General features: G+C 73.5%; 19 protein-coding genes and 1 pseudogene. 6 read left to right on the forward strand and 14 right to left on the reverse strand.

Annotated elements, in window-relative coordinates:
* From AB0I21_RS42560 to AB0I21_RS42580, 5 genes and pseudogenes are all read right to left on the reverse strand, one after another.
* A pseudogene (locus AB0I21_RS42560) lies at positions 1 to 392 on the reverse strand (hypothetical protein); the annotation flags it as partial.
* A 128-nt stretch (positions 393 to 520) separates the two neighbouring features.
* Positions 521 to 1,609 carry an amidase family protein gene (locus tag AB0I21_RS42565; protein ID WP_360569418.1) on the reverse strand — a complete coding sequence of 363 codons (1,089 nt, stop codon included), beginning with the start codon at positions 1,607 to 1,609 and terminating at the stop codon, positions 521 to 523.
* Between the two features lie 125 nt (positions 1,610 to 1,734).
* A complete protein-coding gene (locus tag AB0I21_RS42570) occupies positions 1,735 to 2,571 on the reverse strand; it encodes a GDSL-type esterase/lipase family protein (protein WP_360569355.1) in 837 nt (278 codons plus the stop codon).
* Positions 2,565 to 3,065, reverse strand: coding sequence for a hypothetical protein (locus tag AB0I21_RS42575; protein WP_360569356.1), 501 nt, complete (start codon positions 3,063 to 3,065; stop codon positions 2,565 to 2,567). The genes AB0I21_RS42570 and AB0I21_RS42575 overlap by 7 nt, the downstream gene beginning before the upstream one ends.
* Positions 3,052 to 3,531: a GNAT family N-acetyltransferase gene (locus tag AB0I21_RS42580; protein ID WP_344502722.1), complete on the reverse strand. Its 480-nt coding sequence runs from the start codon at positions 3,529 to 3,531 to the stop codon at positions 3,052 to 3,054. The genes AB0I21_RS42575 and AB0I21_RS42580 overlap by 14 nt, the downstream gene beginning before the upstream one ends.
* 206 nt (positions 3,532 to 3,737) lie before the next feature.
* Here AB0I21_RS42580 and AB0I21_RS42585 point away from each other — a divergent pair, with 206 nt between their 5' ends.
* On the forward strand, positions 3,738 to 4,172 hold the full coding sequence (locus AB0I21_RS42585; RefSeq protein WP_360569357.1) for an SRPBCC family protein: 435 nt from the start codon (positions 3,738 to 3,740) through the stop codon (positions 4,170 to 4,172).
* Here AB0I21_RS42585 and AB0I21_RS42590 read toward each other — a convergent pair.
* Both AB0I21_RS42590 and AB0I21_RS42595 read right to left on the reverse strand, forming a co-directional pair.
* Positions 4,169 to 5,176, reverse strand: a complete 1,008-nt coding sequence (locus AB0I21_RS42590) for an LLM class flavin-dependent oxidoreductase (RefSeq protein ID WP_360569358.1) — start codon at positions 5,174 to 5,176, stop codon at positions 4,169 to 4,171. The two genes, AB0I21_RS42585 and AB0I21_RS42590, sit on opposite strands and share 4 nt — an antisense overlap.
* A 141-nt stretch (positions 5,177 to 5,317) precedes the next feature.
* Complete coding sequence (locus tag AB0I21_RS42595; protein WP_360569359.1) at positions 5,318 to 7,195, reverse strand: Calx-beta domain-containing protein; 1,878 nt, start codon at positions 7,193 to 7,195, stop codon at positions 5,318 to 5,320.
* A 247-nt stretch (positions 7,196 to 7,442) separates the two neighbouring features.
* Between AB0I21_RS42595 and AB0I21_RS42600 the strand changes: the two genes are divergently transcribed.
* Entirely contained in the window at positions 7,443 to 8,210 is a 768-nt protein-coding gene (locus AB0I21_RS42600; RefSeq protein ID WP_360569360.1) for a VWA domain-containing protein, read from the forward strand.
* Between the two features lie 22 nt (positions 8,211 to 8,232).
* Here AB0I21_RS42600 and AB0I21_RS42605 read toward each other — a convergent pair whose 3' ends face one another.
* From AB0I21_RS42605 to AB0I21_RS42615, 3 genes are all read right to left on the reverse strand, one after another.
* On the reverse strand, positions 8,233 to 8,748 hold the full coding sequence (locus AB0I21_RS42605) for a gluconokinase (RefSeq protein ID WP_354892982.1): 516 nt from the start codon (positions 8,746 to 8,748) through the stop codon (positions 8,233 to 8,235).
* 122 nt (positions 8,749 to 8,870) lie between these two features.
* Positions 8,871 to 9,623 (reverse strand): SDR family NAD(P)-dependent oxidoreductase, encoded by a 753-nt coding sequence (locus AB0I21_RS42610; RefSeq protein WP_360569361.1) that lies wholly within the window; start codon positions 9,621 to 9,623, stop codon positions 8,871 to 8,873.
* A gap of 54 nt (positions 9,624 to 9,677) precedes the next feature.
* Positions 9,678 to 10,121: a hypothetical protein gene (locus AB0I21_RS42615; protein ID WP_360569362.1), complete on the reverse strand. Its 444-nt coding sequence runs from the start codon at positions 10,119 to 10,121 to the stop codon at positions 9,678 to 9,680.
* Between the two features lie 63 nt (positions 10,122 to 10,184).
* On the opposite strand from AB0I21_RS42615, the gene AB0I21_RS42620 reads away from it, so the two are divergent.
* Entirely contained in the window at positions 10,185 to 11,183 is a 999-nt protein-coding gene (locus AB0I21_RS42620; protein WP_360569363.1) for a GNAT family N-acetyltransferase, read from the forward strand.
* An 88-nt stretch (positions 11,184 to 11,271) separates the two neighbouring features.
* Here the strand turns inward: AB0I21_RS42620 and AB0I21_RS42625 are convergent, their stop codons facing one another.
* Both AB0I21_RS42625 and AB0I21_RS42630 read right to left on the reverse strand, forming a co-directional pair.
* A complete protein-coding gene (locus AB0I21_RS42625; protein WP_360569364.1) occupies positions 11,272 to 11,652 on the reverse strand; it encodes a hypothetical protein in 381 nt (126 codons plus the stop codon).
* Between the two features lie 84 nt (positions 11,653 to 11,736).
* Positions 11,737 to 12,402, reverse strand: a complete 666-nt coding sequence (locus AB0I21_RS42630) for a response regulator transcription factor (protein ID WP_344502732.1) — start codon at positions 12,400 to 12,402, stop codon at positions 11,737 to 11,739.
* Between the two features lie 34 nt (positions 12,403 to 12,436).
* Here AB0I21_RS42630 and AB0I21_RS42635 point away from each other — a divergent pair, with 34 nt between their 5' ends.
* On the forward strand, positions 12,437 to 13,945 hold the full coding sequence (locus AB0I21_RS42635) for a PAS domain S-box protein (protein WP_360569365.1): 1,509 nt from the start codon (positions 12,437 to 12,439) through the stop codon (positions 13,943 to 13,945).
* 153 nt (positions 13,946 to 14,098) lie between these two features.
* Here AB0I21_RS42635 and AB0I21_RS42640 read toward each other — a convergent pair whose 3' ends face one another.
* The gene (locus tag AB0I21_RS42640) at positions 14,099 to 15,808 is read right to left on the reverse strand and encodes a glycosyl transferase (RefSeq protein ID WP_360569366.1); all 1,710 of its coding nucleotides are present in this window, start codon (positions 15,806 to 15,808) and stop codon (positions 14,099 to 14,101) included.
* Between the two features lie 160 nt (positions 15,809 to 15,968).
* Here AB0I21_RS42640 and AB0I21_RS42645 point away from each other — a divergent pair, with 160 nt between their 5' ends.
* Together AB0I21_RS42645 and AB0I21_RS42650 are read left to right on the forward strand one after the other, a co-directional pair.
* A complete protein-coding gene (locus AB0I21_RS42645) occupies positions 15,969 to 16,445 on the forward strand; it encodes a hypothetical protein (protein WP_354892966.1) in 477 nt (158 codons plus the stop codon).
* A complete protein-coding gene (locus AB0I21_RS42650) occupies positions 16,442 to 21,061 on the forward strand; it encodes a pentapeptide repeat-containing protein (RefSeq protein ID WP_360569367.1) in 4,620 nt (1,539 codons plus the stop codon). The genes AB0I21_RS42645 and AB0I21_RS42650 overlap by 4 nt, the downstream gene beginning before the upstream one ends.
* Positions 21,062 to 21,088: 27 nt before the next feature.
* Here the strand turns inward: AB0I21_RS42650 and AB0I21_RS42655 are convergent, their stop codons facing one another.
* The gene (locus tag AB0I21_RS42655) at positions 21,089 to 21,421 is read right to left on the reverse strand and encodes a DUF952 domain-containing protein (protein WP_344502737.1); all 333 of its coding nucleotides are present in this window, start codon (positions 21,419 to 21,421) and stop codon (positions 21,089 to 21,091) included.
* Positions 21,422 to 21,427: the final 6 nt, after the last annotated feature.

Raw genomic sequence — 21,427 nt, forward strand, 5'->3', positions numbered from 1 at the left:
CCGAGCAGCAGCCACCGCCGCGGCCAAGAAGCGGTGCCAGCGCGGAACACAGCGCCCGCGCCGCCGCCGAGCAGCAGCCACCGCCGCGGCCAAGAAGCGGTGCCAGCGCGGAACACAGCGCCCGCGCCGCCGCCGAGCAGCAGCCACCGCCGCGGCCAAGAGGCGGTGCCCACGCGGGACACAGCGGCCGCGCCGCCGAGCAGCGGCCACCGGCGCCGCCCCGGGACGGCAGCGGCCGCACGAGACGACAGCGGCAGCGTCGAGGCCGGTGCGGCAGGCAGCACTCCGCGGGCAGGACCGGCGGTGGTGGCATGTCCACTGTGGGCGCCGGTCTCGACGGCCGGGTCGTCGGTCATCGCGGCTCCGGGGGCGGTGAGGGGTGACTCAGCCATCGTGCCCCCTGTCGGCAACCACGAAGCCGACGGTGAGATCGGTCTTCATCAATCCCGGCAAGGCGCCGGTGTCACGACACAGACGTCGGGAGGGGGTGCCGAGGTTGCACGGGACGCACCCGCGGAGCTCAGACCAGGGGGCGTGCCGCCAGGGCGAGCAGGCCCAGGTCGTGCCCGGGCGGCGCGATGACGGCGACCCCGGCCGGCGGCGTCGAGGAGGTCGGCACGGAGACGCTGGGCAGGCCATACGCGCTGGCGGGGACCGCGCACCGCAGCGTGTCGCGGCGCCACGCGTCGCGGGCGGAGGGGCTCAGGTCGCGGGGGTGGCCGGGGCCGCCGGCCGGCAGGACGAGCCAGGCGTCGCGGTCGGCCAGCAGGTCGAGCAGCTCGGCCCGCAGCCCGGCGAGGAACGACCGGGCCTCGGCCTCCTCGGCGGCGGTGACGGACGCGCCGAAGCGGAACCGGTCCTCGACGTCGACGGCGAGCGCCCGCGGATGCGCGGTGATCCACTCGCCGTGCGCCCGCCACGCCTCGGCGGCCTGCACGCGGCGGAAGGCCAGCAGCAGCGGGTCGGGATCGTCCCAGGTGGACAGTGTGACGGGCGAGACCGGCAGGCCGAAGAGGGAGTCCCCCGTCAGGCCGGGGACCTCGCCGACGGCGAGCAGCCGCGACGGCGGCGCCGACGGCCCGGGCGGCAGCAGGACGGAGCCGACGAGGGCCAGGTGGGAGGCGGTGGCGGTGATCCAGCCGACGGTGTCGAACGACGGCGCGAGCGGCAGGACCCCGCCGGTGGGCACGACGCCGTGGGTGGGGCGCAGGCCGAAGAGGCCGCAGCAGGACGCGGGGACACGGATGGAGCCGCCCGTGTCGGTGCCGAGGCCGATGTCGGCGTGGCCCGTCGCGACCGCCGACGCGGGGCCGCTGGAGGAGCCGCCCGTGACGAGGCCGGGTGCCGAAGGGTTGGGCGGGGCACCATAGTGGACGTTCGTGCCCGAGAGGGAGTAGGCGAGCTCGTCGGTGTGCGCGATGCCCTGGATGGTGGCGCCCGCGGTGCGCAGCCGGGCGACGGCGGGGGCGTCCTCGGCGGCGGGCAGGGCGGACGCGAGCCAGGTGGGGTTGCCGCCGCCGACGGCGAAGCCGGTGACCTCGAAGAGGTCCTTGACCGCGACCCGCAGGCCGTCGAGCGGGCCGTGCCCGGTGGCGTGGGCCAGCGGCATGCCTTTCACCCGCCACACCGTAGGGTCCGCGGACATACCGTCGCCTCCCACCTGCCGCCGCAACGTCGCGGCGGGCCGTTGAGTGAGCGTAGCGTCCGCGCGACGAACGCACAGGGGGTCGGACCTCACCAGTCCGGCGGGCCGAGCCAGGTCGCCTTCGCCAGCGCGTTCTGCCCCGCGGAGTTGGGGTGGAAGAAGTCCTGCGCGACCACCATGTCGAGGGTGAACGCGACCCGGTGCGCCGCCCCGCCGTCGTCCCGGCAGCGGGGTCCGTAGGCCTTGCAGGCAGCGGCGAGCTGGGTGTTGTACGCGTCGACCCGCGCCCCGAACGCCTTGCGCCGCGCCACGTCCGCGGGTGCGGTGGAGGTGGGCGCGGCGAGCAGCGCCTGGCAGATCCCGAACGACCAGGCCTTCACCGCGACCTGGCTGGTGTGCCCGATCTCCCAGAGCCGGTTGATGTCGGGGATGCTGACGACCAGGACGCGCGCCTGCGGCAGGCCCTGCTTGAGCACGGCGAGCGCGTCGTCGACCTGCTTGCGGAACGTGTCGACGGGTGTCATGTCGCCGAGGCCGGGGCGGCAGGCGTCGTTGGCGCCGATGAGGACCGTGACGTAGTCGGCCTTCGCGCCGACCGCGGTGCGGGCCTGCCCGGCGAGGGCGTCGGCGCGGGCGCTGCCGACTGCGGCGTTGGTGCCGCGGAGGCCGGGGTGGTTCTTGGCCAGCCGCCGGTAGTGGCTGTCGACGCGGGTGCCGTCGCCGGTCGACCACGAGTTGCGCGGGCACGGCGAGGGCGCGAGGCACGACGCGAACGCGGTGGTGAGCGAGTCACCGAGGGCGGCCATGGCCATGGAGCCGGACGACGGGGCCGGGCCGGCAGGACCCCCGCCACCCTCACAGGCGAGCGCGAGGACGACGAGCGCGGCGAAGAGCACGTTGCGTGCCCAATTGACGACGATCAGCACATAGTAGCGTGCAGGCGCTTCAGCAGCGACATCTCCAGCTCCTCCGGCAACTGGAAGAAGCCGTGCTCGGTGAGCAGCCGGTGGTGGTCGTTCGGCCGGTAGGACATCGGCACCAGCGCGCCGTCGCGCACCTCCACGCTGCCGATGACGTCGCACGCGGGGACGTCGCCCGAGGGCTCGGGGGTACGGGCGTCCAGCAGGTCCACCCAGCCGTGCCCGCCGACCGCCGACGCCTGCTCGCGGATGCCGGGCACCACGAAGATGTCGTCGGCGATCATCTCGTGCAGGAAGCGCACGAACGTCGGGTTCTCCTCGAAGTGGTCGGGCTGCATCGCGGCGGGACCGTCGACGCCGACGGCCAGGAGCCCGACGACCGCCTCCGGCGACAGCCCGTACTCCGCGGCATCGTCGGGCTCGAGCGGTGACACCAGATGGCGCAGCCGTTCGCCGACGTACACCTCGTACACGAACAGCGAACGCTTATCGGTCTCCACGGAGCTTCCCGTAGACGAGGACGTCGCGCCAGGCGCCGTCGCGGAACTCCGCGGAGCGCAGGATGCCCTCGCTGAGGAACCCGACCTTCTCCAGCGCCTTCTGCTCCGGGATGTTCTCCGGCTGCGTGCGGGCCTCGATCCGCGGCGCCGCGCTGTTGGCGAAGAGGTAGTCGCACAGCAGCGTCTGCGCGCGCCAGCCGACGCCGCGGCCGCGCCACTCCGGCAGCAGGATGATCCCGATGCTCCAGTACCGCGACCAGCCGGTGCCGGTCGCCTCCCAGCTGACGTAGCCGGCGGCGGTCTCGTCGGCCTCGACCATCAGCCGGCCGTCGTGCTCGCCGAGGAAGCCGTCCTCGGCGAAGCGCCGGGCCGGCCCGGTCGGCTCGCGGTAGCCGGACCAGGCCGGGCCCGCCAGCCCCGGCTCCGTCACGAACCGGCGGAACATCCCCAGATCGCTCTCGACCACCGGTCGCAGCCGAACCCAGGTCTTATTCAACGTTGCCTCACCTCGCCTCGGAGAACCGCCGAACGGGCCGCCGATGTCAGCCGGCCGCCTGCGCACGACGCGCAAGATCGTCCGCCATCCTCGCCGATGATCGGGGCGACCGCCATCCGACCAACCGCCGGGAAAGGCCAACCGACGGTAGATCGGCCACGCTACCGTCTGAGCCCATGTCCGTCGATGCCTTCGCGCACACGTTCCTCGTGGCCGCCCCGCCCGCCCGCGTCTTCGAGCACCTGGCGGACCCGCACTCCTACGTGGGCCTGTCGCCGCTCGTCGTGGCCGTCCGCGACGTGCGCACCGACGGCGACCAGGTCGGCTACGTGGCCCTCGAACGGTTCCGCTTCTGGACGAACCGGATCCGCGTGACGATGACCCTCGACCCGGCGGCACCGGCGGTGGTCAGCGACGTCGTCTCGCCCGGCCGGGTCCGGCTGCGGGCGGCGGTCACGCTGGCGCCGTCCGGGGCCGGGACCGAGGTCACGGAGACGATCACGGTCGACTCGCCGTCGTTGCTGCGCCGGTACGTCGTGCGCACGGCGAGGTCCGTGCAGCTGCGACGGGCCGCCGAACTGACCCGCCGCATGGCGGCCCGGACCCATTAGCGGGTCAGGTGCGCCGCGACGTGCTCGCGGATCAGCGCGAACGAGCGGGCGCGGGCCTCGACGTCGTACACCATGCAGGTCAGCATCAGCTCGTCGGCCTGGGTGCGGTCCAGCAGCCCGGTCAGCTGCGCGCGGACGGTGTCCGGCGAGCCGAGGGCCTGACCCTCACGCCGCTCCAGCACGAATTCGCGTTCGCGGTCGCTGTACGGGTAGGCCGCCGCCTCCTCGGGTGTCGCCATCGCCTCGGGCCGGCCGGAGCGCAGCCGCAGGAACGACAGCTGGCTCGGCCCGGCGAGGAACTCGGCCTCCTCGTCGGTCGGGGCGCAGACGGCGCTGACGGCGACCATCGCGTAGGGGGCGTCGAGCCACTGCGACGGCCGGAAGCTGTCGCGGTAGAGCCTCAGCGCGGGCAGCGTGTTGGCGCTGGAGAAGTGGTGCGCGAACGAGAACGGCAGGCCGAGCAGGCCGGCGAGCTGGGCGCTGAAGCCGCTGGAGCCGAGCAGCCACACGTCGGGCTTGTCGCCGCGCCCGGGTGAGGCGAGGATGCGCTGCCCGGCGTCGGCGCCGGTGAAGTAGGCGATGAGGTCCTGCAGCTCCTCCGGGAAGTGCTCCGCGGACAGCCCTTCCATGGTGCGGCGCAGCGCGAGCGCCGTGTGCTGGTCGGTGCCGGGCGCCCGGCCGATGCCGAGGTCGATGCGGCCCGGGTGCAGCGCCTCGAGGGTGCCGAACTGCTCGGCGACGACGAGCGGCGCGTGGTTGGGCAGCATCACGCCGCCGGATCCGACGCGGATCGTGGACGTCGCGGCGGCCAGGTGCGCCAGCAGCACCGCGGGCGTGGAGCTCGCGATCGCGGGCATGTTGTGGTGCTCCGCGACCCAGAACCTGCGGTATCCGAGCGCCTCGACGCGTCTGGCCAGCTCCGTCGTGTTGCGCAGGGCATCGCCGGCGGACGCGTTCGCGGCGCGGGGCGCGACGTCAAGGACGGAAAGCGGAATCTCGGTCACAAGTCATGGTCAACAACGCCGTCCCCGGGAATGTTCCCGAAGGCGGCGCCGTGTGACGTGACGCTGGTCGTACACCTGCCGCAGACGCCGCCAAGAGCGGCCCGCCCCCGGACGGAGGGGCGGGCCGCACCGCGGTGACGGTCAGACGCGGCAGGGGTTGCCGGTCGGGTGGGCGGCGCTGCCGTGGACGTCGGCGCGCGCCTCGCTGATGACCACGTCCGTCAGCAGCGTGTCGAGGACGACGGCCTGCTGGGTGACGCTGGTCGGGGTGGTCGTGGTCGCGTTGAGCTTGAGCGAGCCGACCACCAGCGGCACGGTGAGCGGTGCGCTGCCGACCGTGACCGCGATGCCGTTGATCTTCAGGTAGGCGATGCTCGACGACCCGCTGAGGACCGGCGCGAGGCCGCCCGGGCCGGACGCGCAGGTCGCCTTCGCGGTGGCCTGGATGAGCCCGAGCTCGATCGTCGTCGGGGCGAGGCCGCCGATGGTGATCCTCACCGACTCGACGGTGGCCTTGGCCGTGCCGTTGTCGCCGGCCGCGGGTGCGGTGTCGAGGTTGTCGGGGGTGAGCGCCGTGGTCGCGTCCAGGGTCTTCGTCTCCACCTTGATCAGGCCGGAGTCGAGGGTGAGCTGGGCGAGGACCTTGCTGTCGTCCGCGCACGGCACGTCGGCCGGGTTCGCCGCCGGCGAGGACAGCGGGCCGACCCGCAGGACCTGCGCCGTGCAGGAGAAGGTGCCGTTGCGGTCGGCGTCGACGATGGTGCCGACGCCGGTGCCGTCGGCGATCGTGGCGCCGGTGGCCGCGGACAGGTTGACGGTGAAGGTCTCGTCGAGCTCGTCGACGGCGTCGTTGACGATCGGCACGGTGACCGGCCGGCTGGTCTGCCCCGGTGCGAACGTGACCGTGCCGCCGCCCGCGGTGTAGTCGGCGCCGGCGGTGGCGGTGCCGTCGGCCGTCGCGTAGCTCGCGCTGACCGGGGACGCCGGCGGGCCGGAGAGCGAGACGGTGAAGGTCGCGGTGCCCGCGTTCTCGTCGACGACGACGTCGTTGATCGACATGGTCAGGACGGTGACCGACAGCGTCTGGACGAAGGCGGCGCCCTGGCTGACCCCGTCCACCTGGAAGTCGACCTTGCAGGTGTACGTGCCGGGCGCGGCACCTCCGGCGACCGTGACGTGCTCGGTGAAGTCGGCGGTGGCCCCGCTGTCGACGGTCTTCGCGGCCGGGTCGAACGTCACCGACAGGTCGGCGGCGCAGTCGAAGACCACCGGGGTGACCTTGACCTGGATCGCCCGGACGCCGGCGAGGATGGCGGCGCTGACCTGGTCGGCGGGCACGTCCGGCAGGTACACGCCGCCGGTGCCGGACGTGATCGCCTCGGCCTGGCCGCCGGTGTTCATCGCGCCGACGTCGACGGCGACGACCCGGATCTGGGCGGCGTTGAGCGCGGCGACGGTGTCGGCGAGGCTGTGGCCGAGGCTCGGGTCGTGCGACGGCGCGTCGCCGAACATCACGACGATGCGGGTGCCGCCGTCGCGGAAGTGCACGGCGCCGTTCGCGAGCTGGAACAGCGCGTTGATGCCGTCCTCGGGCAGGTCGCCGCCGCCACCGGCGACCCACTGGCCGATGCCTGCCTGCACCGCCGCCTGGTCGGCGGTGACGTCCTGGCGGACCGTGAACGGCGCGGAGTCCTCGAAGTCCTTGTACTCCGCGACGCCGAACCGGGCCTGCGGCTGCGCGGCCGCGATCTGCCCCATGACCGACGCGGCGTTCGCGCGCACGTCGGCGATCGGCCCGGTCATGCTGCCGGTCGTGTCGGCCAGGAAGACGATGTCGGGCTTCGGCGGGACCGGCGCGGTCTCGACGTGCTTGGCGATGTCGGCCGACTGGCCGGGTGCCAGCGTCAGGCTGACACTGGGCGGGGTGACACCCGGAGCGGCCTGCGCGGCGGTTGCCGTCGCGAGGACGGTCACCGCCCCTGCGGTCAGCACCAGGCTGAGTAATGACGCGAGTTTCACGTGCTCCTCCTGCGACGGTCGGCGGTTGCCGAGGAGAAGCAAACAATGGCGCCGTCCGCGCGAAACAGGACTTGCCGACCGGGCCGGTGTCGGATAAGAAGCGCTCAGCCGCCCTTACGAATTCACTCCTGTGAGTGTCCGTGAATGGTGTTCCACATTCAATTCAGTCCTTCGCCCGGGTGTACGAATGTCGACACACGCGCAGGAGTTACCGTTGTCCTTTACTTGACGTACAGGGGGTGGCGGCATGGCCGGGAGAACGCAGCTGACCGCGGCGCGGGCCGTGCAGCTCGTCAAGGAGCCGTCGGGGGCGCCCGCGGTCAACCTCGCCAAGGTGCGCGAGTCGGGCCACGTCGACCTCGCCAAACGCGCCGACAAGGCCGGCCTGGCGCTCAGCAGGCGCGGGCTCGGCGGCATCCGCGCCCAGGCGATGCTCGTGCTCGACCACTCCGGCTCGATGCGCCCCGACTACAAGTCCGGTGCGGTGCAGACCCTGGTCGAGCGGGCCCTCGGCTTCGCACTGCAGATCGACATCGACGGCACCGTGCCGGTCGTCCCGTTCGACACGAAGGTCCTGCCGACGGTCGACGTGACCGTCGACAACTACAGCGGCGTCGTCGACCGCGAGATCAACCAGGGCTGGATGGGCACGACCAACCTCGCCGACGCGCTCGCCGTGGTCCTCGCCGAGGCGGAGCGGACGACGGCGCCGATCTTCTGCATCGTCGTCGCCGACGGCAGCCCGGACAGCAGGCGCGCGACGACCAAGGTGGTGTGCGAGCTGGCGCGCTACCCGGTCTTCCTGAAGCTGCTCGCCGTCAAGCCCGTCGAGTACTTCCAGACCCTCGACGACCTCGACGACTCCAAGCGCCTGCTGGACAACGTGGACACGAAGTACTCGACCGAGGCGCTCGACCTGCTGACGTGCAGCGACCTGCAGTTCGCCGAGGCGATGGCCGACGAGTGGGACACCTGGGTCGCCGCGGCCACGGCCGCCGGCGTCCTCACCCCCTGATCGCAGGACCGGGGCGCCGGCCTCACCGCGGGCGGGTCCCCCGCACGATCTCGTCGACGATCTGCTCGGGGGTGGCGTCGATCGACACCGCCAGGATGTCCTCGCCGGGCTGCGGCGGCTCCAGGGCGGCGAACTGGCTGTCGAGCATCTCCACGCGCATGAAGTGACCGTGGCGGGCCGCGAGCCGGCGGGTGATCAGCTCGCGGGAGCCTTCGAGGAACACCAGCCGCACCTGCGGGCGGCCGTCGCGCAGCTGGTCGCGGTACGCCCGGCGCAGTCCCGAGCACGACACGACCCCGGGGGTGCCCGCGGCGGCGTGCTCGTCGATCCAGCGGCCGATCGCCGCGAGCCACGGCGCGCGGTCCTCGTCGGTGAGCGGCTGCCCCGCCGCCATCTTGGCGACGTTGGCCGGCGGGTGGAAGTCGTCGGCCTCCGCATACCGCCAGCCGAGCCTCCCGGCGAGCAGCGCCCCGACGGTGGTCTTGCCGGTCCCGGCGACACCCATCACGACGATCACTGGAGGCGGGCTGTCCGGCATGGCGACACGGTACCCAAGCGACCGGTCCGCCACACACGGCGGTCGTCGCCGGCGGGTCGCCCGACGGGATTCGAGGTGGGCCGGTCGGTGGTCGTCGCCGACCGGCCCTCGACGGCCTGCGGTCAGGACGCCGCCATCGCCACCAACGGTGGGAAGTGGCGGGCGACGAGCTGCTTGGCGACGGTCGCCGGGTCGGCGATGTCGCCGACCCGGTGGCGTTCGACGAGGCGGGCGTGGCCGGGCAGGCCCGTGCCGCGCTCGCGGAGGGTCCGCTGCATCTGCGTCTCGATGGCCCCGGGGTCGACGATCTCCACCGTGCAGGAGCGGCTCGCCGCCTCGCTGACGCAGCGCATGAACGCCTCCGCGCCCGCCTTGGTGGCGCAGTACGTCGCCCAGCCCGGGTAGCTGCGGTGCGCCGCGGAGGAGGCGACGTAGACGATCCGCAGGCGGGGACCCGGGTCGCGGGCGAAGGTGGACAGGAAGGTGTTCGTGAGCAGGATCGGCGCGACCAGGTTGACCTGGACCGCGGCGAACACGTCCTCGGGCGCCAGCTCGCCGACCAGGCCGATGGGCTCGACCGTCGCGGCGTTGTGCAGCAGGACGACCTCGTCCTCGGGTGCGGTCCCGCCGACGAACGCGGCCAGCTCCGCCTCCGTCGGGAGGCTGACGGCCTCGGCGAGGTCGGTGGCGCGCAGCCGTACCGACGCCGGATGCCGAGCGGCGAGCACCTGGTGCTCCGAGGGGAAGGTGCGGGCCAGGCCGAGGACCCTGGCACCGTCGGCTTGCAGCGCGTGGAACAGGGCCGCGCCGAGCCCTCTCGAGGCGCCGGTCACGATGACCGAACGCTTGCGAATAGCGTCCGCTGGTGCGGACATGACATCACTCCAACCGTGTCGAGGTGACAACAACGACGAGGGTGGGAGTTCGGCTTACGTGCGCCAGACCTGCAGCGCGGCGCGGGCGGGCGCGTGGCCCGTGCGGGCGCCCGCGGACGGCTCGACACCGGAGGCCGGCATGAGCTGCGCGATGACACCCGTGGTGAGCTGCGCGGCGTGGTGGGCCGCGACCTCGGGGGTGTCCACCTGCTCGCCTTCGGCGTGCAGCATGAGGGGCTGCCGCTCGTCGTCGTCATCGCGGTCCGACGACGGCTCGTGGTGATGGTGACCGACGGCGAACGGGACGGGGCTGGACGTGAGGAGCTGATGGACGATCCCGGCGTGGGACGCCGGCGAGCCGACGGTGGCCCCGAACAGCATCGCGAGGACCAGGGCGAGGACGCCGACGACCCAGCCGGGCGTGCGTGCCCGCGTGAGTCCGTCCAAGGTCCGCCCCTCCCCGGTGATGCCCACCGTCATCATGGCCCAACGGAACACTTCTCGGAGTGTCGCGAATTTGCCAGCATCCGCCAAATTCAATTTCCCGGATAGGGTACGCAGGTGCTGGTCCGAGCGGTCGCCGAGGGCGACCTGTCCTGGTTGCAAGAATTGCTCACCAATGCATACGGTGCGGTCCACGTCATCACGGGAGAAAACGGTCGCGACGCCGACCGGCTGCCAGGGCTCGTGGCCGAAAGCGCAACGGGCGAACGGGTGGGCCTTCTCACCTATGAGGTCGCGGCGACGGGCCTCGAAATCGTCACGCTCAACGCCGTCCGTCCACATGCCGGGATCGGGACGGCGTTGCTGGACGCCGCGCGGGCGGTCGCGGCCGACGCCGGATGCAGCCGGCTGTGGCTCATCACCACCAGCGACAACCTGGACGCGCTGCGGTTCTACCAGCGGCGGGGACTGCGGGTCCGGGCCGTGCACCCCGGCGCCGTGCAGCGCGCCCGCCGCCGCAAGCCGCAGATCGCCGAGGCCGGCGACTTCGGCATCCCGCTGCGCGACGAGGTGGAGCTGGAGCTTTCGCTGCGGGACGAGGAGGCGTACGTCCGGCCGGGCACCCTTGCCGACGTCAAGCCCGTCCTGGGGCTGATGGACGGCGCGACCCGCTGGCTCGTCGGGCTGGGCCGCACCGGGCAGTGGGGCACCGAGCCGCACTCGACCAACCCGCGCCGGCTGACCGCCATGATGCGGTGGGTCCCGCAGGGGCACCTGCACGTCGCCGAGATCGACGGCACCGCGGTGGGCGCGATCGTGGTCGGCGAGGCGCCGGAGCACATCCCGGTCGTCTACGAGCCCGAGCTGTACGTGAACCTCCTCGTCACCGACCGCGCGCGGCAGGGCCGCGGGCTGGGCGGGACGCTGCTGGACCACGCCCGGGTGCTCGCCGTGCGGCGCGGGATCGGGCTGCTGCGGGTCGACTGCTACGCGGGTGACGACCAGGCGCTGGTCGGCTGGTACCGCCGGCAGGGCTTCACCCCGACCGAGACCTTCACGGTCCGCCTCGCCACCGGCGTCGACTGGCCCGGCCAGGTCCTGGAACAGCGCCTCTGAACAGCGCCCCTGAACAGCGCCCCTGAACAGCGCCCCTGAACAGCGCCCCTGAACAGCGCCTTTGAGCAGGCGCTCCGAACGGCGGGCTCTAGGCCGGCGTGCCGCCGAGCGCGGCGGCGAGGGTCTCCAGCAGGCGCAGGTCGTGCGGGTACCCGGACAGCCCGGACCTTCGGACCGCGACGAGCCCGCCGGGGCCGCCGCTGACGCGCACGCCGCGCCATGACGACCCGGCCCGGCACAGCGCGGCGACGGCCGCCGGCGGCGCGCCCGCGTCGGGGATGAGCGTGCCGGCCGCGTTGCCGAGGGCCTGCAGCTCCGGCACGGCCGCCGCGACCCGGGTGACCATGGCGCCGCCGGTGTGGCGGATGTCGACCCGGAACCCGTCCCGCACGCCGGTCAGGTGCACGCCGGCCGCGTCCTCCACGCGGTGCAGCCCGCGCGGCAGGAGCTCGCTCAGGTCCTCGTCCACCCGCCCAGCCTGCCCGCCCCCCACCCGGCGGGCGACGACGGCCGCACCACGAACGCCTGTGGTGCACGCACCACAAGGCACGCGTCAGTCGCGGTCGGCCAGGTAGAGCAGCACGGCGCCGACCCGGCGGTGGGTCTCGCCCTCCTCGACGAGGCCGAGCTTGGCGAAGATCGAGTTGATGTGGCGCTCGACGGCGCGGACCGTGACGAACAGGCGCTCCGCGATCGTGGAGTTGTTGGCGCCGGTGGCCATCTCCGCCAGCACCTGCCGCTCCCGGGCGGTCAGGTGGCGCAGCGCGCTGCCGGCCGGGCGGGCGCGGGCGGTGAGCATCGTCTCCACGATCCGCGGGTCGATGACGGAGCCGCCGCCGGCGACCGCCCGGACCGCGTCGGCGAGCTGGCCGGGCTGCGCCAGGCGCTCCTTCAGCAGGTACGCCCGGCCGGCCACCCCGTCCTGCAGCAGCGCGGTCGAGTGCGCGGGGTCGTCGTACTGGCTGAGCACCACCACGCCGATCGCCGGATGGCTGCCCCGCAGCGCGATCGCGGCCCGGACGCCCTCGTCGGTGTTGGTCGGCGGCATGCAGATGTCGGTGACCACGACATCGGGCGCCAACCGCTCCACAGTGGACAAAAGCTCCCCGTGATCGGCGGCGAGTCCGATCACCGACAGGTCGGCCTGGTCACTGAGCAGTGCCTTGACGCCCTCCCTGACCAGGAGACTGTCATCCGCCACCACGACCCGGATACTCATGGGTCCGTAACCTACCGCCTGCCCCGGAGGACCCGTGAGCGTCGACTTCGCCCTCCTGCTCCGCCTGGAGCACGCCGTCGCCGACATCCTCGCCACCCCGGAGCCGGCCGGGCGGCCCGTCCTCGACGCGATCGGCCGGGCCCTCGGCTGGTCGGCGGGCGCGATGTGGCAGGTGACCCCCGGCGGGCTGCGGTGCGTGGCGACGTGGTCGACGTCGGACCGGTTCGCGGCGTTCGAGACCGCGACCCGCGACCTCGTGCTCGCCCGCGGCGAAGGGCTCCCGGGCGCGGTGTGGCAGCGCGGCGAGCCGGCGTGGGTGCGCGAGTTCGGGCGGCAGGCGGCGTTCCCCCGGGCGGCCGCCGCCGGCGAGGCGGGCCTGTCCGCCGCGTTCTGCTTCCCGTTGCGGAGCGCGGAAGGCGTCGAGGGGATCGTCGAGTTCTTCACCAGCACGCTCGCCGAGCCGCCGCCGGACCTGGTGTCGACCGCGAAGAGCCTGGGCCGCCGCATCGGTGACGCGCTGCACCGGGCGCGGGCGGCGGACGCGGTACGCCGCAGCGAGGCCCGTCTCCGCGCGGTGCTCGACTCCGCGCTGGACTGCGTCGTCATCGCCGACGCCGACGGGGTGGTCCTCGAGTTCAACCCCGCCGCGTGCCGGACCTTCGGCTACCGCCGCGACGAGGCCGTCGGGCGCGAGCTGGCCGAGCTGATCGTGCCGCCCGCGCTGCGCGAGGCGCACCGGCAGGGGCTGCGCCGGCTTCTCGCCTCGGGCGAGCCGCGCCTGCTCGACCAGCGCGTCGAGACGACCGGCCGGCGCGCCGACGGCACCGAGTTCCCGGTCGAGCTGACCATCACGCGGGTCGCGGTCGCCGGTCCGGCCGTCTTCAGCGGGTACCTCCGCGACCTCAGCGACAGGCACAGGGTGGCCGAGGAGCTCAGGGCGTCCCGCCGCCGGGTGCTCGAGGCGGCGGTCGGCGAGCGGCAGCGCCTCGAGCGGGACCTGCACGACGGCGCGCAGCAGCGCCTCGTCGGCCTCGGCATGACCCTCGCCAGGGCCCGCACCGCCCTGCCCGACCAGCCGGCGCGGGCCGCGGCGATCCTCGACGACGCCATCGCCGCCCTGGAGGAGTCCGCGATCGAGCTGCGCGACCTCGCCAGGGGCATCCATCCGGCGAGCCTCACCCGGTACGGGCTGGGCGCCGCCCTCGCCGACATGGCCCGGCGCAGCCCGGTCGAGCTGCGCCTCGGCGAGCTGCCGGCCGGCCGGTTCCCGCCGGCGGTCGAGGCGACCGCGTACTTCGTGGTGAGCGAGGCGGTCACGAACGTCGCCCGGTACGCGGGGACCGGCACCGCCCGCGTCGACGTCGCCGTGTCCGGCGCGGAGCTGGTCGTGACCGTCACCGACGGCGGGATCGGCGGCGCCGACGCCGGGCTCGGCTCGGGGCTGCGCGGGCTCGCGGACCGGATCGCGCTGCTGGACGGCACCCTGACCGTCGACAGCCCGGCCGGCGCGGGGACGACGGTGCGGGCGAGCATCCCCCTGTGATGTGGTGCCAGCATCCATCCGGCACTGGTGCCGGCGCACTGCTGTCCCGCCCCGGCGGGCGCGAGGATTCCCTTCAGTCGGACGACTTTCGAGGGGACACCACCATGACGCACGCCATCCGCTGGGCCGGCCCTTCCCGCGCACGCTGCCGGGTCAGGGGTTCCTGACGTCCCACAGCCACAGCCCGCCGGTCAGCCGCCCCGGCCCGAGCAGCGCGTCGAGGGTGCCGCGCTCCGCCGCCGCGGCGGGACCGTCGGGGGCCAGGACGATCGACGTGCGCCAGTAGGCGAGGTCGAGCCTGGCCTGCTCCCGGTCGAGGTCGGTGACGGCGGTGACCTGGTGGGTGCCGGTGGCGGCGTTGATCAGCCGGTCGGTCGGCCGGGCCGGCGCGCCGACGGTCGCGTGCCGGCCCTGCACGCCGCCGGCCGGGCCGAGGAAGTAGCCGTGCGACATCCGCAGCTCGGTGCCGGTCGCGGTCGCCCAGCTCATCGCCGTCCAGTGCTCGAACGTGGCGAGCGGCACGATCAGTACCGACTCCTGCGGCCCGACGAAGGAGCGCCACTCCCCCGACGCGATGAACGCCGGGACCGCCGGCCGGTCGAACACCTTGATCGGCACCGGCGCCGCCGGCACCAGCACCGCCGCGACCAGACCCGCCTTGAGCAGCCGCATTCCCGCCGGCGCGGGCAGCCGGTCGAGGCCGATCGCCACCAGCGGCGCGACCGCCCAGGTGGCCGCCTCGCCGAGCCGCGTCGGGAGCAGGGTGTCGAAGAGCGGCAGGTGCCGCAGCAGGGCATAGGGGCCGGGGACGCCGATCTCGCGCTGGTACAGCGTGAGCTCGTTGCCCAGCGACAGCACCGCGAACAGGACGCCGGTGCCGGCGAGCGACCGCACGAGCGGCTCCCGCCACCGCCACGCCACGACGGCGGCGACCGCGATGACGAGCGGCCAGCCGAAGTAGCCGTGCTGCTCGGCGGAGAACCCGGGCTCCGGCTGGAACTCGCTGAACCGCACGGCCACCGAGTTGCGCGAGAACGACGTGAACCCCAGCAGGTCCGTGTGGAACGCCGTCATCTGCTTCTCGCCGCCGCGGTAGGCGCCCGTGCCCGAGAACTGCCACCACAGCGGGAACGCGAGCACGACCGCCGTCGCGAGGAGCGTGACCCCGAGCCCGGCGAGGACGCTCAGCGCCCGCACCTCGCGGGGCCGCTGCACCAGCCACAGCAGCCCGAACACCCCGATGGCGAGCGCCGTGATGAACAGCGTCTCCTCGTTGATGAAGACCTGCCACACCACCAGCGCGGCCAGGATCAGCCCGCCCCGCACCGGCGCGTCGCGCAGCTTCACGACCCGCCACACGATGACCGGCACCAGGAACTGCGCCGTGAGGTTCGGGTGGAACGTGGCGTGGTTGGCGACACTCGGCGCGAACGCGGCCACGAGCCCGCCCACCCAGGCGGCGACCCTGTTGTCCACGACGTGCCGGGACAGCAGCCAGAACCAGGCGGCCGCGGTCGCGGCGAGCGTCAGCACCACCAGCAGGTCGAACGTGATCCCCGGCCCGACCAGCATCGTCACCGGCGCCAGCGGCAGCCCCAGCCCGAGCATCGTCGTGTTCGCCATGCCGTTGACGCCCACCGGCGCGTTCAGCCGGTCGAGGAGGAACGGGTTCTCCAGGTGCCGCACGCACCGCGCCGCCCACGCCAGGTAGTACTCGGCGAGGATCCGGTCCCCCGGCGTGTACGGCAGCCGCTGCCCGGGATGCGCGAGCAGCCGCGCGCAGAGCACGATCGCACCGGCAAGATACCCGGCCACCGCCACCGCGTCGCCCGCCCACCGGCTCCGAGATCGCCCCTCGTCCATGCCGAGACCCTAGCTGCCGCCGCATCGTCGACCCGTACGCGGGTGACTCCGGCAGTCGCCTACCCGACGCCGCAGCGAGCGACCGGTCACGCTCCGTTGTGTTAGCGTCGTCGCCATCCCGGGTCGATCCGGGCTATCCGGGGTGGTCCTGATGCGGTCGGTGCGGATCGTCTTGAGCTGGTGCCATCGGGACCAGCGACTCAAAGAAGCGCTGCTGCGTGACCTGCTGCCGGCGCTCGGGCTCTTCCGGGACCTGGAGGTCCAGTGGTGGCAGGACAGCCACCTGACCTGCGGCGAGGAGTTCGGCCCGGCCATCGTCGGCCGGTTCGGTGAGGCCGACTTCGGGCTGCTGCTGCTGACCAGCGCCTACTTCACCCGGCCGTTCATCCGTCAGCACGAGCTCCCCCGGTTCGCCGGGCCCACCGCCGACAAGGGCTCGCTGCCGGTGGCGCTGGGCCCGCTGCCATCGTTCGGCCCGCACCGCGACCTCGGCGGGATCGAGCAGCAGCTGATCTTCGGGCAGGAGCAGGGCAGCTATGCCGAGCTGTCCGGCGTCAAGCGGACGATCTTCGCCAACCGGCTGGCCGACTCGATCCGCGCCCGGGTCCTCGACCTGAACGGGTTCGTGACGCTGTGACCCCGCTCCCTCCGGCGGAGGCCGTCGCCCGCGTGGAGGCGCTGCGCGCCGCCGGTGCGGTGACCGAGCTGCAGGCGGCCCGGCTGAACGTGATCGTGAGGCTCCTGGACGCCGGCGGACGGTTCCTGCTGCGCTCCGCCCTGGACGAGGCGGAGTTCCCCGCCGACCAGGCGCGGGGCCAGGACGCCTTCCAGGACTTCCGGGGACGGGTCAACCGCGCGGCCGAGACCGCCGGCGTCGACCTGCAGCTGGAGCTGGAGCCCCGCAAGAGCCCGCCGGAGCGCCGCCACGGCTGGTTCGCCGGCGGTGACCTGACGGACGCGGGCATCGTCGCGTTCACGGGCAGGGCCGCCGACGACACCGGCATCGCGCACCCGATCGCACCCGAGGTCACCGAGCTGGGCGACTCGCGACGCACCAGGGTGTATGTCAGCGTCGCCGCCGCCGACGCCGGCTCCCGGCCGACCCGCCAGCTGGTCGGGCTGCTCCGCCAGCACCTCCAGCTCGACGGCGAACGGCAGTGGGAGGTCGCCGACCCCGACTCGATCGGCATCGGCGAGAACCTGCAGGACAGCCGCGACCGGCTCTGCGCGCAGGCGGACGTCCGCGTGGTGCTGCTGAGCCCGTCGTACCTGACCGACGAGGCGAACGCGGCCGAGCGGCACCGCGTCCTGGACCGGCCCGGCCGCCGGGTCGTCTTCGCGCTGACCGCCCTGCCCGACGCGACGCCCACGCTCGGGCCGTTGCCGCGACGCGGGGTGCGCCGCCGCGAGCAGCCGTGGGCCGTGCTGCGCGGGGAGCAGCAGCGCAAGCAGTACGTCGACGCGCTCGTCGACGCGCTGCACGCCGAGGTCCGGGCGCAACCGGCGCCGGCGCTCGACGCCACGGCCGAGCTTGCGGAGCACACCAAGCGGCTCACGGACCGCCGCGGCGGCAACGACAGCACCGTGCTGGTGGACGCCGAGGTCAGCGAGACCACGTTCCGGGAGTCCCACCTCGAGACGCCGGACCGGGGCCCGGCGCTGGCGGCCGTCAACCGGCTGCTGGAGTGGGCCGTGGCGCAGGACGGCCCGCGGCTGTGCGCGCTGCTGGGCGACGTCGGCCTGGGCAAGACCACGACGGCGAAGCTCTTCGCGCGGGCGCTGCTCGACCAGCGCTCGAAAGGGGCGCCGCTGCCACTGCTGTTCGACCTCCGCGACGTCCGCGCCGGCGACCTGAGCCGGGCGATCACGCTCGACACGATCCTCGACAGCATGCTGGAGGCCAGCCGCCCCGCGGCGGTGCCCCGGGAGCGGCTCTCCGCCGACACCGTGCGCCGCCGGCTCACGCAGGGCGACGCCGTCGTGATCTTCGACGGTCTCGACGAGGCGCTGGTGCACCTCGAGCCGCACGACCAGCGGCTCTTCATCCGCCAGCTGTGGCGCGCCGTCGAGGGCACGACCAGCACCCGCATGCTGGTGACCTGCCGGACCCAGTACTTCCGCACGATCCGCGACGAGGTCAACTTCTTCACCGGCGACGACCGGCAGGGCCCGCAGGGCAAGGACTACCTGGCGCTGCTGATGCTCCCCTTCGGCGAGCGGCAGATCCGCGACTACCTCGCGGGCAACCTCGACGCCGGGCCCGACAAGGTCGAGGCGTTCCTGACCCTCATCGGCAGCGTCCACGACCTCACCGACCTGGCCCGCCGCCCGATGACGCTGAAGCTCATCTCCGACCAGGTCGAGTTCATCGAGACCGCGAAGCTCCAGGGCCGGGCGGTGCGCGCCGTCGACCTCTACGGCGAGGTGGTCGAGCGGTGGCTGGCCCGCGACAGCGGCAAGCACACCCTGCTGCCCGAGCACAAGCACCTGCTCATGGAGGCGATCGCCGCGGAGATCTGGCGCTCGGGCCGCAACTCCTGGACCGCCGGCGACGTGGACGACTGGCTGCTCGACCTCCTCGACCAGCGCCCCGACCTGCGCCGCCACTACCGCGACAACGTCCCCGACCTGTGGAAGACCGACTTCCGCACCGCCACGTTCCTCAGCCGCGACGGCGACGAGTTCACCTTCGGCCACCGCTCGCTGTTCGAGTACTTCCTCGCCCGCCACCTCTTCCGGGCGCTGCGCGAGGTCCCCGCCACCGGCCCCGACCCGGTGGTCATGCCGGTGCCCGGCCCGGAAACCCTCGACTTCCTCGGCCAGTGCCTGGCGGCCGCCGCCCCGTCCGCCCGCGCGGCGGCCCTCACCGGCCTCTCGGCGATCCGGGACCACTACACGCCGGGGGCGTCGGAGCTCGCCTTCGCGTACGCGCTGCGCGCCGCCGAGCACGGACACCCGCACCAGCCCCTGACGCGGGTCCGACTCCCCGGCGCGAACCTCGCCGAGTGGACCATCGGCAACCCCGACATGAGCGGACACGCACTGAGCCTGGCCGGCGCCGACCTCCGCGGCGCCGACCTCCGCCGCGCCCGCATCCACCACACCGACCTCACCGGCGCGGACCTCACCGACGCCCGCCTCGACTCGGCCGAGCTGCACGACACCCGCCTGCACCAGGCCCGCCTCGACGGCACACTGATCGCCTCCGCACTCCTGCGCCACTGCGACATCGGCGACGCCGACTTCACGCGAACCATCCGCCACCGCACGCAACTCCTGTGGTGCACCCCTTCCCCCCAGCCGGCCGAAGGCCTGCTCATCGCTCCCCTGCCGGGCGAGGAACACGCTCGAACCACCCCCTGGGTCGCGAGCGGGCACACCGGCTCGGCGAACGCGGTGGCCTGGTCCCCGGACGGCACCCGCCTGGCCACCGGCGGGGACGATCGAGTGCGGATCTGGGATGCCGAGACCGGCGCCGAACAACTCCACATCACCGGGCACACCGGCTCCGTGGAGGCGGTGGCGTGGTCTCCGGACGGCACCCGCCTGGCCACCGCTGACGGCGATGTGCGGGTCTGGGACGCGGTCACCGGCGCCGAACACCTCCGAGTCGCCGGCAATGCCCCCGCTGTGTACGTGGTGGCGTGGTCCCCGGACGGCACCCGCCTCGCCACCGACGGCGGCGACGGCGTACGGGTCTGGGACGCGGTCACCGGCACCGAACAGCTCCACATCACCGGGAGCATTGGCCCAGTGGACGCGGTCGCTTGGTCTCCGGACGGCACCCGCCTGGCCACCGCCAGCGAAGGCGGCGTGCTGGTCTATGACGCGGTGGCGGGCACCGAACACCTCCAGCTCGGTGGGGACGTCAACTCCGCACACACAGTGGCGTGGTCTCCAGACGGCAACCTCCTGACCACTGCTGGCGGCGGTGTGCGGATCTGGGACGCGGCGACCGGCGCCGAGCACCCCTACCTTGCCGAGAACACCAACTCCGTGTACGCGGTGGCGTGGTCCCCGGACGGCACCCGCCTCGCCACCGGCAGCGACGACGGTGTGTGGATCCGGGACGTGGCGACTGGCGAACTCCTCCACTTCACCGGGCACACCGGCTCAGCGAACACGGTGGCGTGGTCCCCGGACGGCACCCGCCTCGCCAACGCCAGCGAAGGGGTCGTGTGGGTCTGGGACGCGGTAACTGGCGGTGAACACCTTCACCTCGCCGGGCACACCGACTGGGTCCGATCGGTGGCGTGGTCTCCGGACGGCACCCGCCTCGCCACCGGCAGCGACGACGGTGTGCAGATCCGTGACGCGGTGACAGCCGCCGAACATCTCCACCTCACCGAAGACCCCGGTCTTGTGAGCGCGGTGGCGTGGTCCCCGGACGGCACCCGCCTGACCACCGCCGGCAGCGGTGGTGTCCGGGTCTGGGATACGGCCGACGGCACCATACATCTCCACCTCGCCGAGAGCATCGACTCCGTGTACACGGTGGCGTGGTCCCCGGACGGCACCCGCCTCGCCACCGGCAGCACGGGTGGTGTGCGGGTCTATGACGCGGCGACAGGCGCAGAACACCTCCACCTTACCGAGAACGCCGGATTTGTGTACGCGGTGGCGTGGTCCCCGGACGGCACCCGCCTCGCCACCGTCGGCGGTGACGGCGGCGTGCGGGTCTGGGACGCCGTGACCGGCACCCTGTACGTCAACACCACCGAGGACACCGGCTCAGTGAACGCGGTGGCGTGGTCCCCGGACGGCACCCGCCTCGCCACCGACGGCGGTGACGGCGGCGTGCGGGTCTGGGACGCCGTGACCGGCACCCTGTACCTCAACACCACCGGGCGCACCGGCTCAGTGAACGCGGTGGCATGGTCCCCGGACGGCACCCGCCTCGCCACCGGCGGCAACGACAGCGTGCGGGTCTGGGACGCCGTGACCGGCGCCGAGCTGCTCCAGCTCGTCGGGCACACCGACTGGGTTCGGTCGGTGGCGTGGTCTCCGGACGGCACCCACCTCGCCACCGGCGGTGACGACGCCACCCTCCGGATCTGGGACGCGACGAGCGGTCAGGCCGATCGCTTCGTCGTCCACGGGTTCGCGGACCGCCAGACGGCGGTCTTCGACGCTGTGTCCGGGGATCTCGTCGGCGCGAGTGCTGGGGCGTGGCGGTGGATCTTCTGGGGGGCCGAAGGGCTGCCGGCCGAGACGTTCGGGGCGCTTCCGCCGCTCCCCACGTCGCACGGCTGAGCTGCGCGGGTTTGCGGCGGGCGGCGGTCAGGCGGGGATGACGTCGTCGACGGAGGCGGCGCCGGCGATGCGGTGGACGGCGGCGACGGCGGCGCGGGGAAGGGGGGCGTAGACGTGCGGGAACAGGCCGCCGTTGGCGGAGGTCTCCCAGCGCAGCCACATGCCCATGGTCTGCGCGTCGATGGCGACGACGACGAGGTCGGGCACGTCGGCGAAGTAGCGCTGGGCCGTGCCGGCCACCTGGTCGCGGGACGAGCAGTGGATGTAGCCGTCGCGCAGGTCCAGGGGCGAGCCGTCGAAACGGCCGTTCGCCTCGAACGCCGCCCACTCGGCGGGCAGCAGGATCTTATAGATCAGCACGAGCAC

This window comes from Dactylosporangium sp. NPDC050588, from assembly GCF_040654975.1.
GTDB classification, from domain to species: Bacteria; Actinomycetota; Actinomycetes; order Mycobacteriales; family Micromonosporaceae; genus Dactylosporangium; species Dactylosporangium maewongense.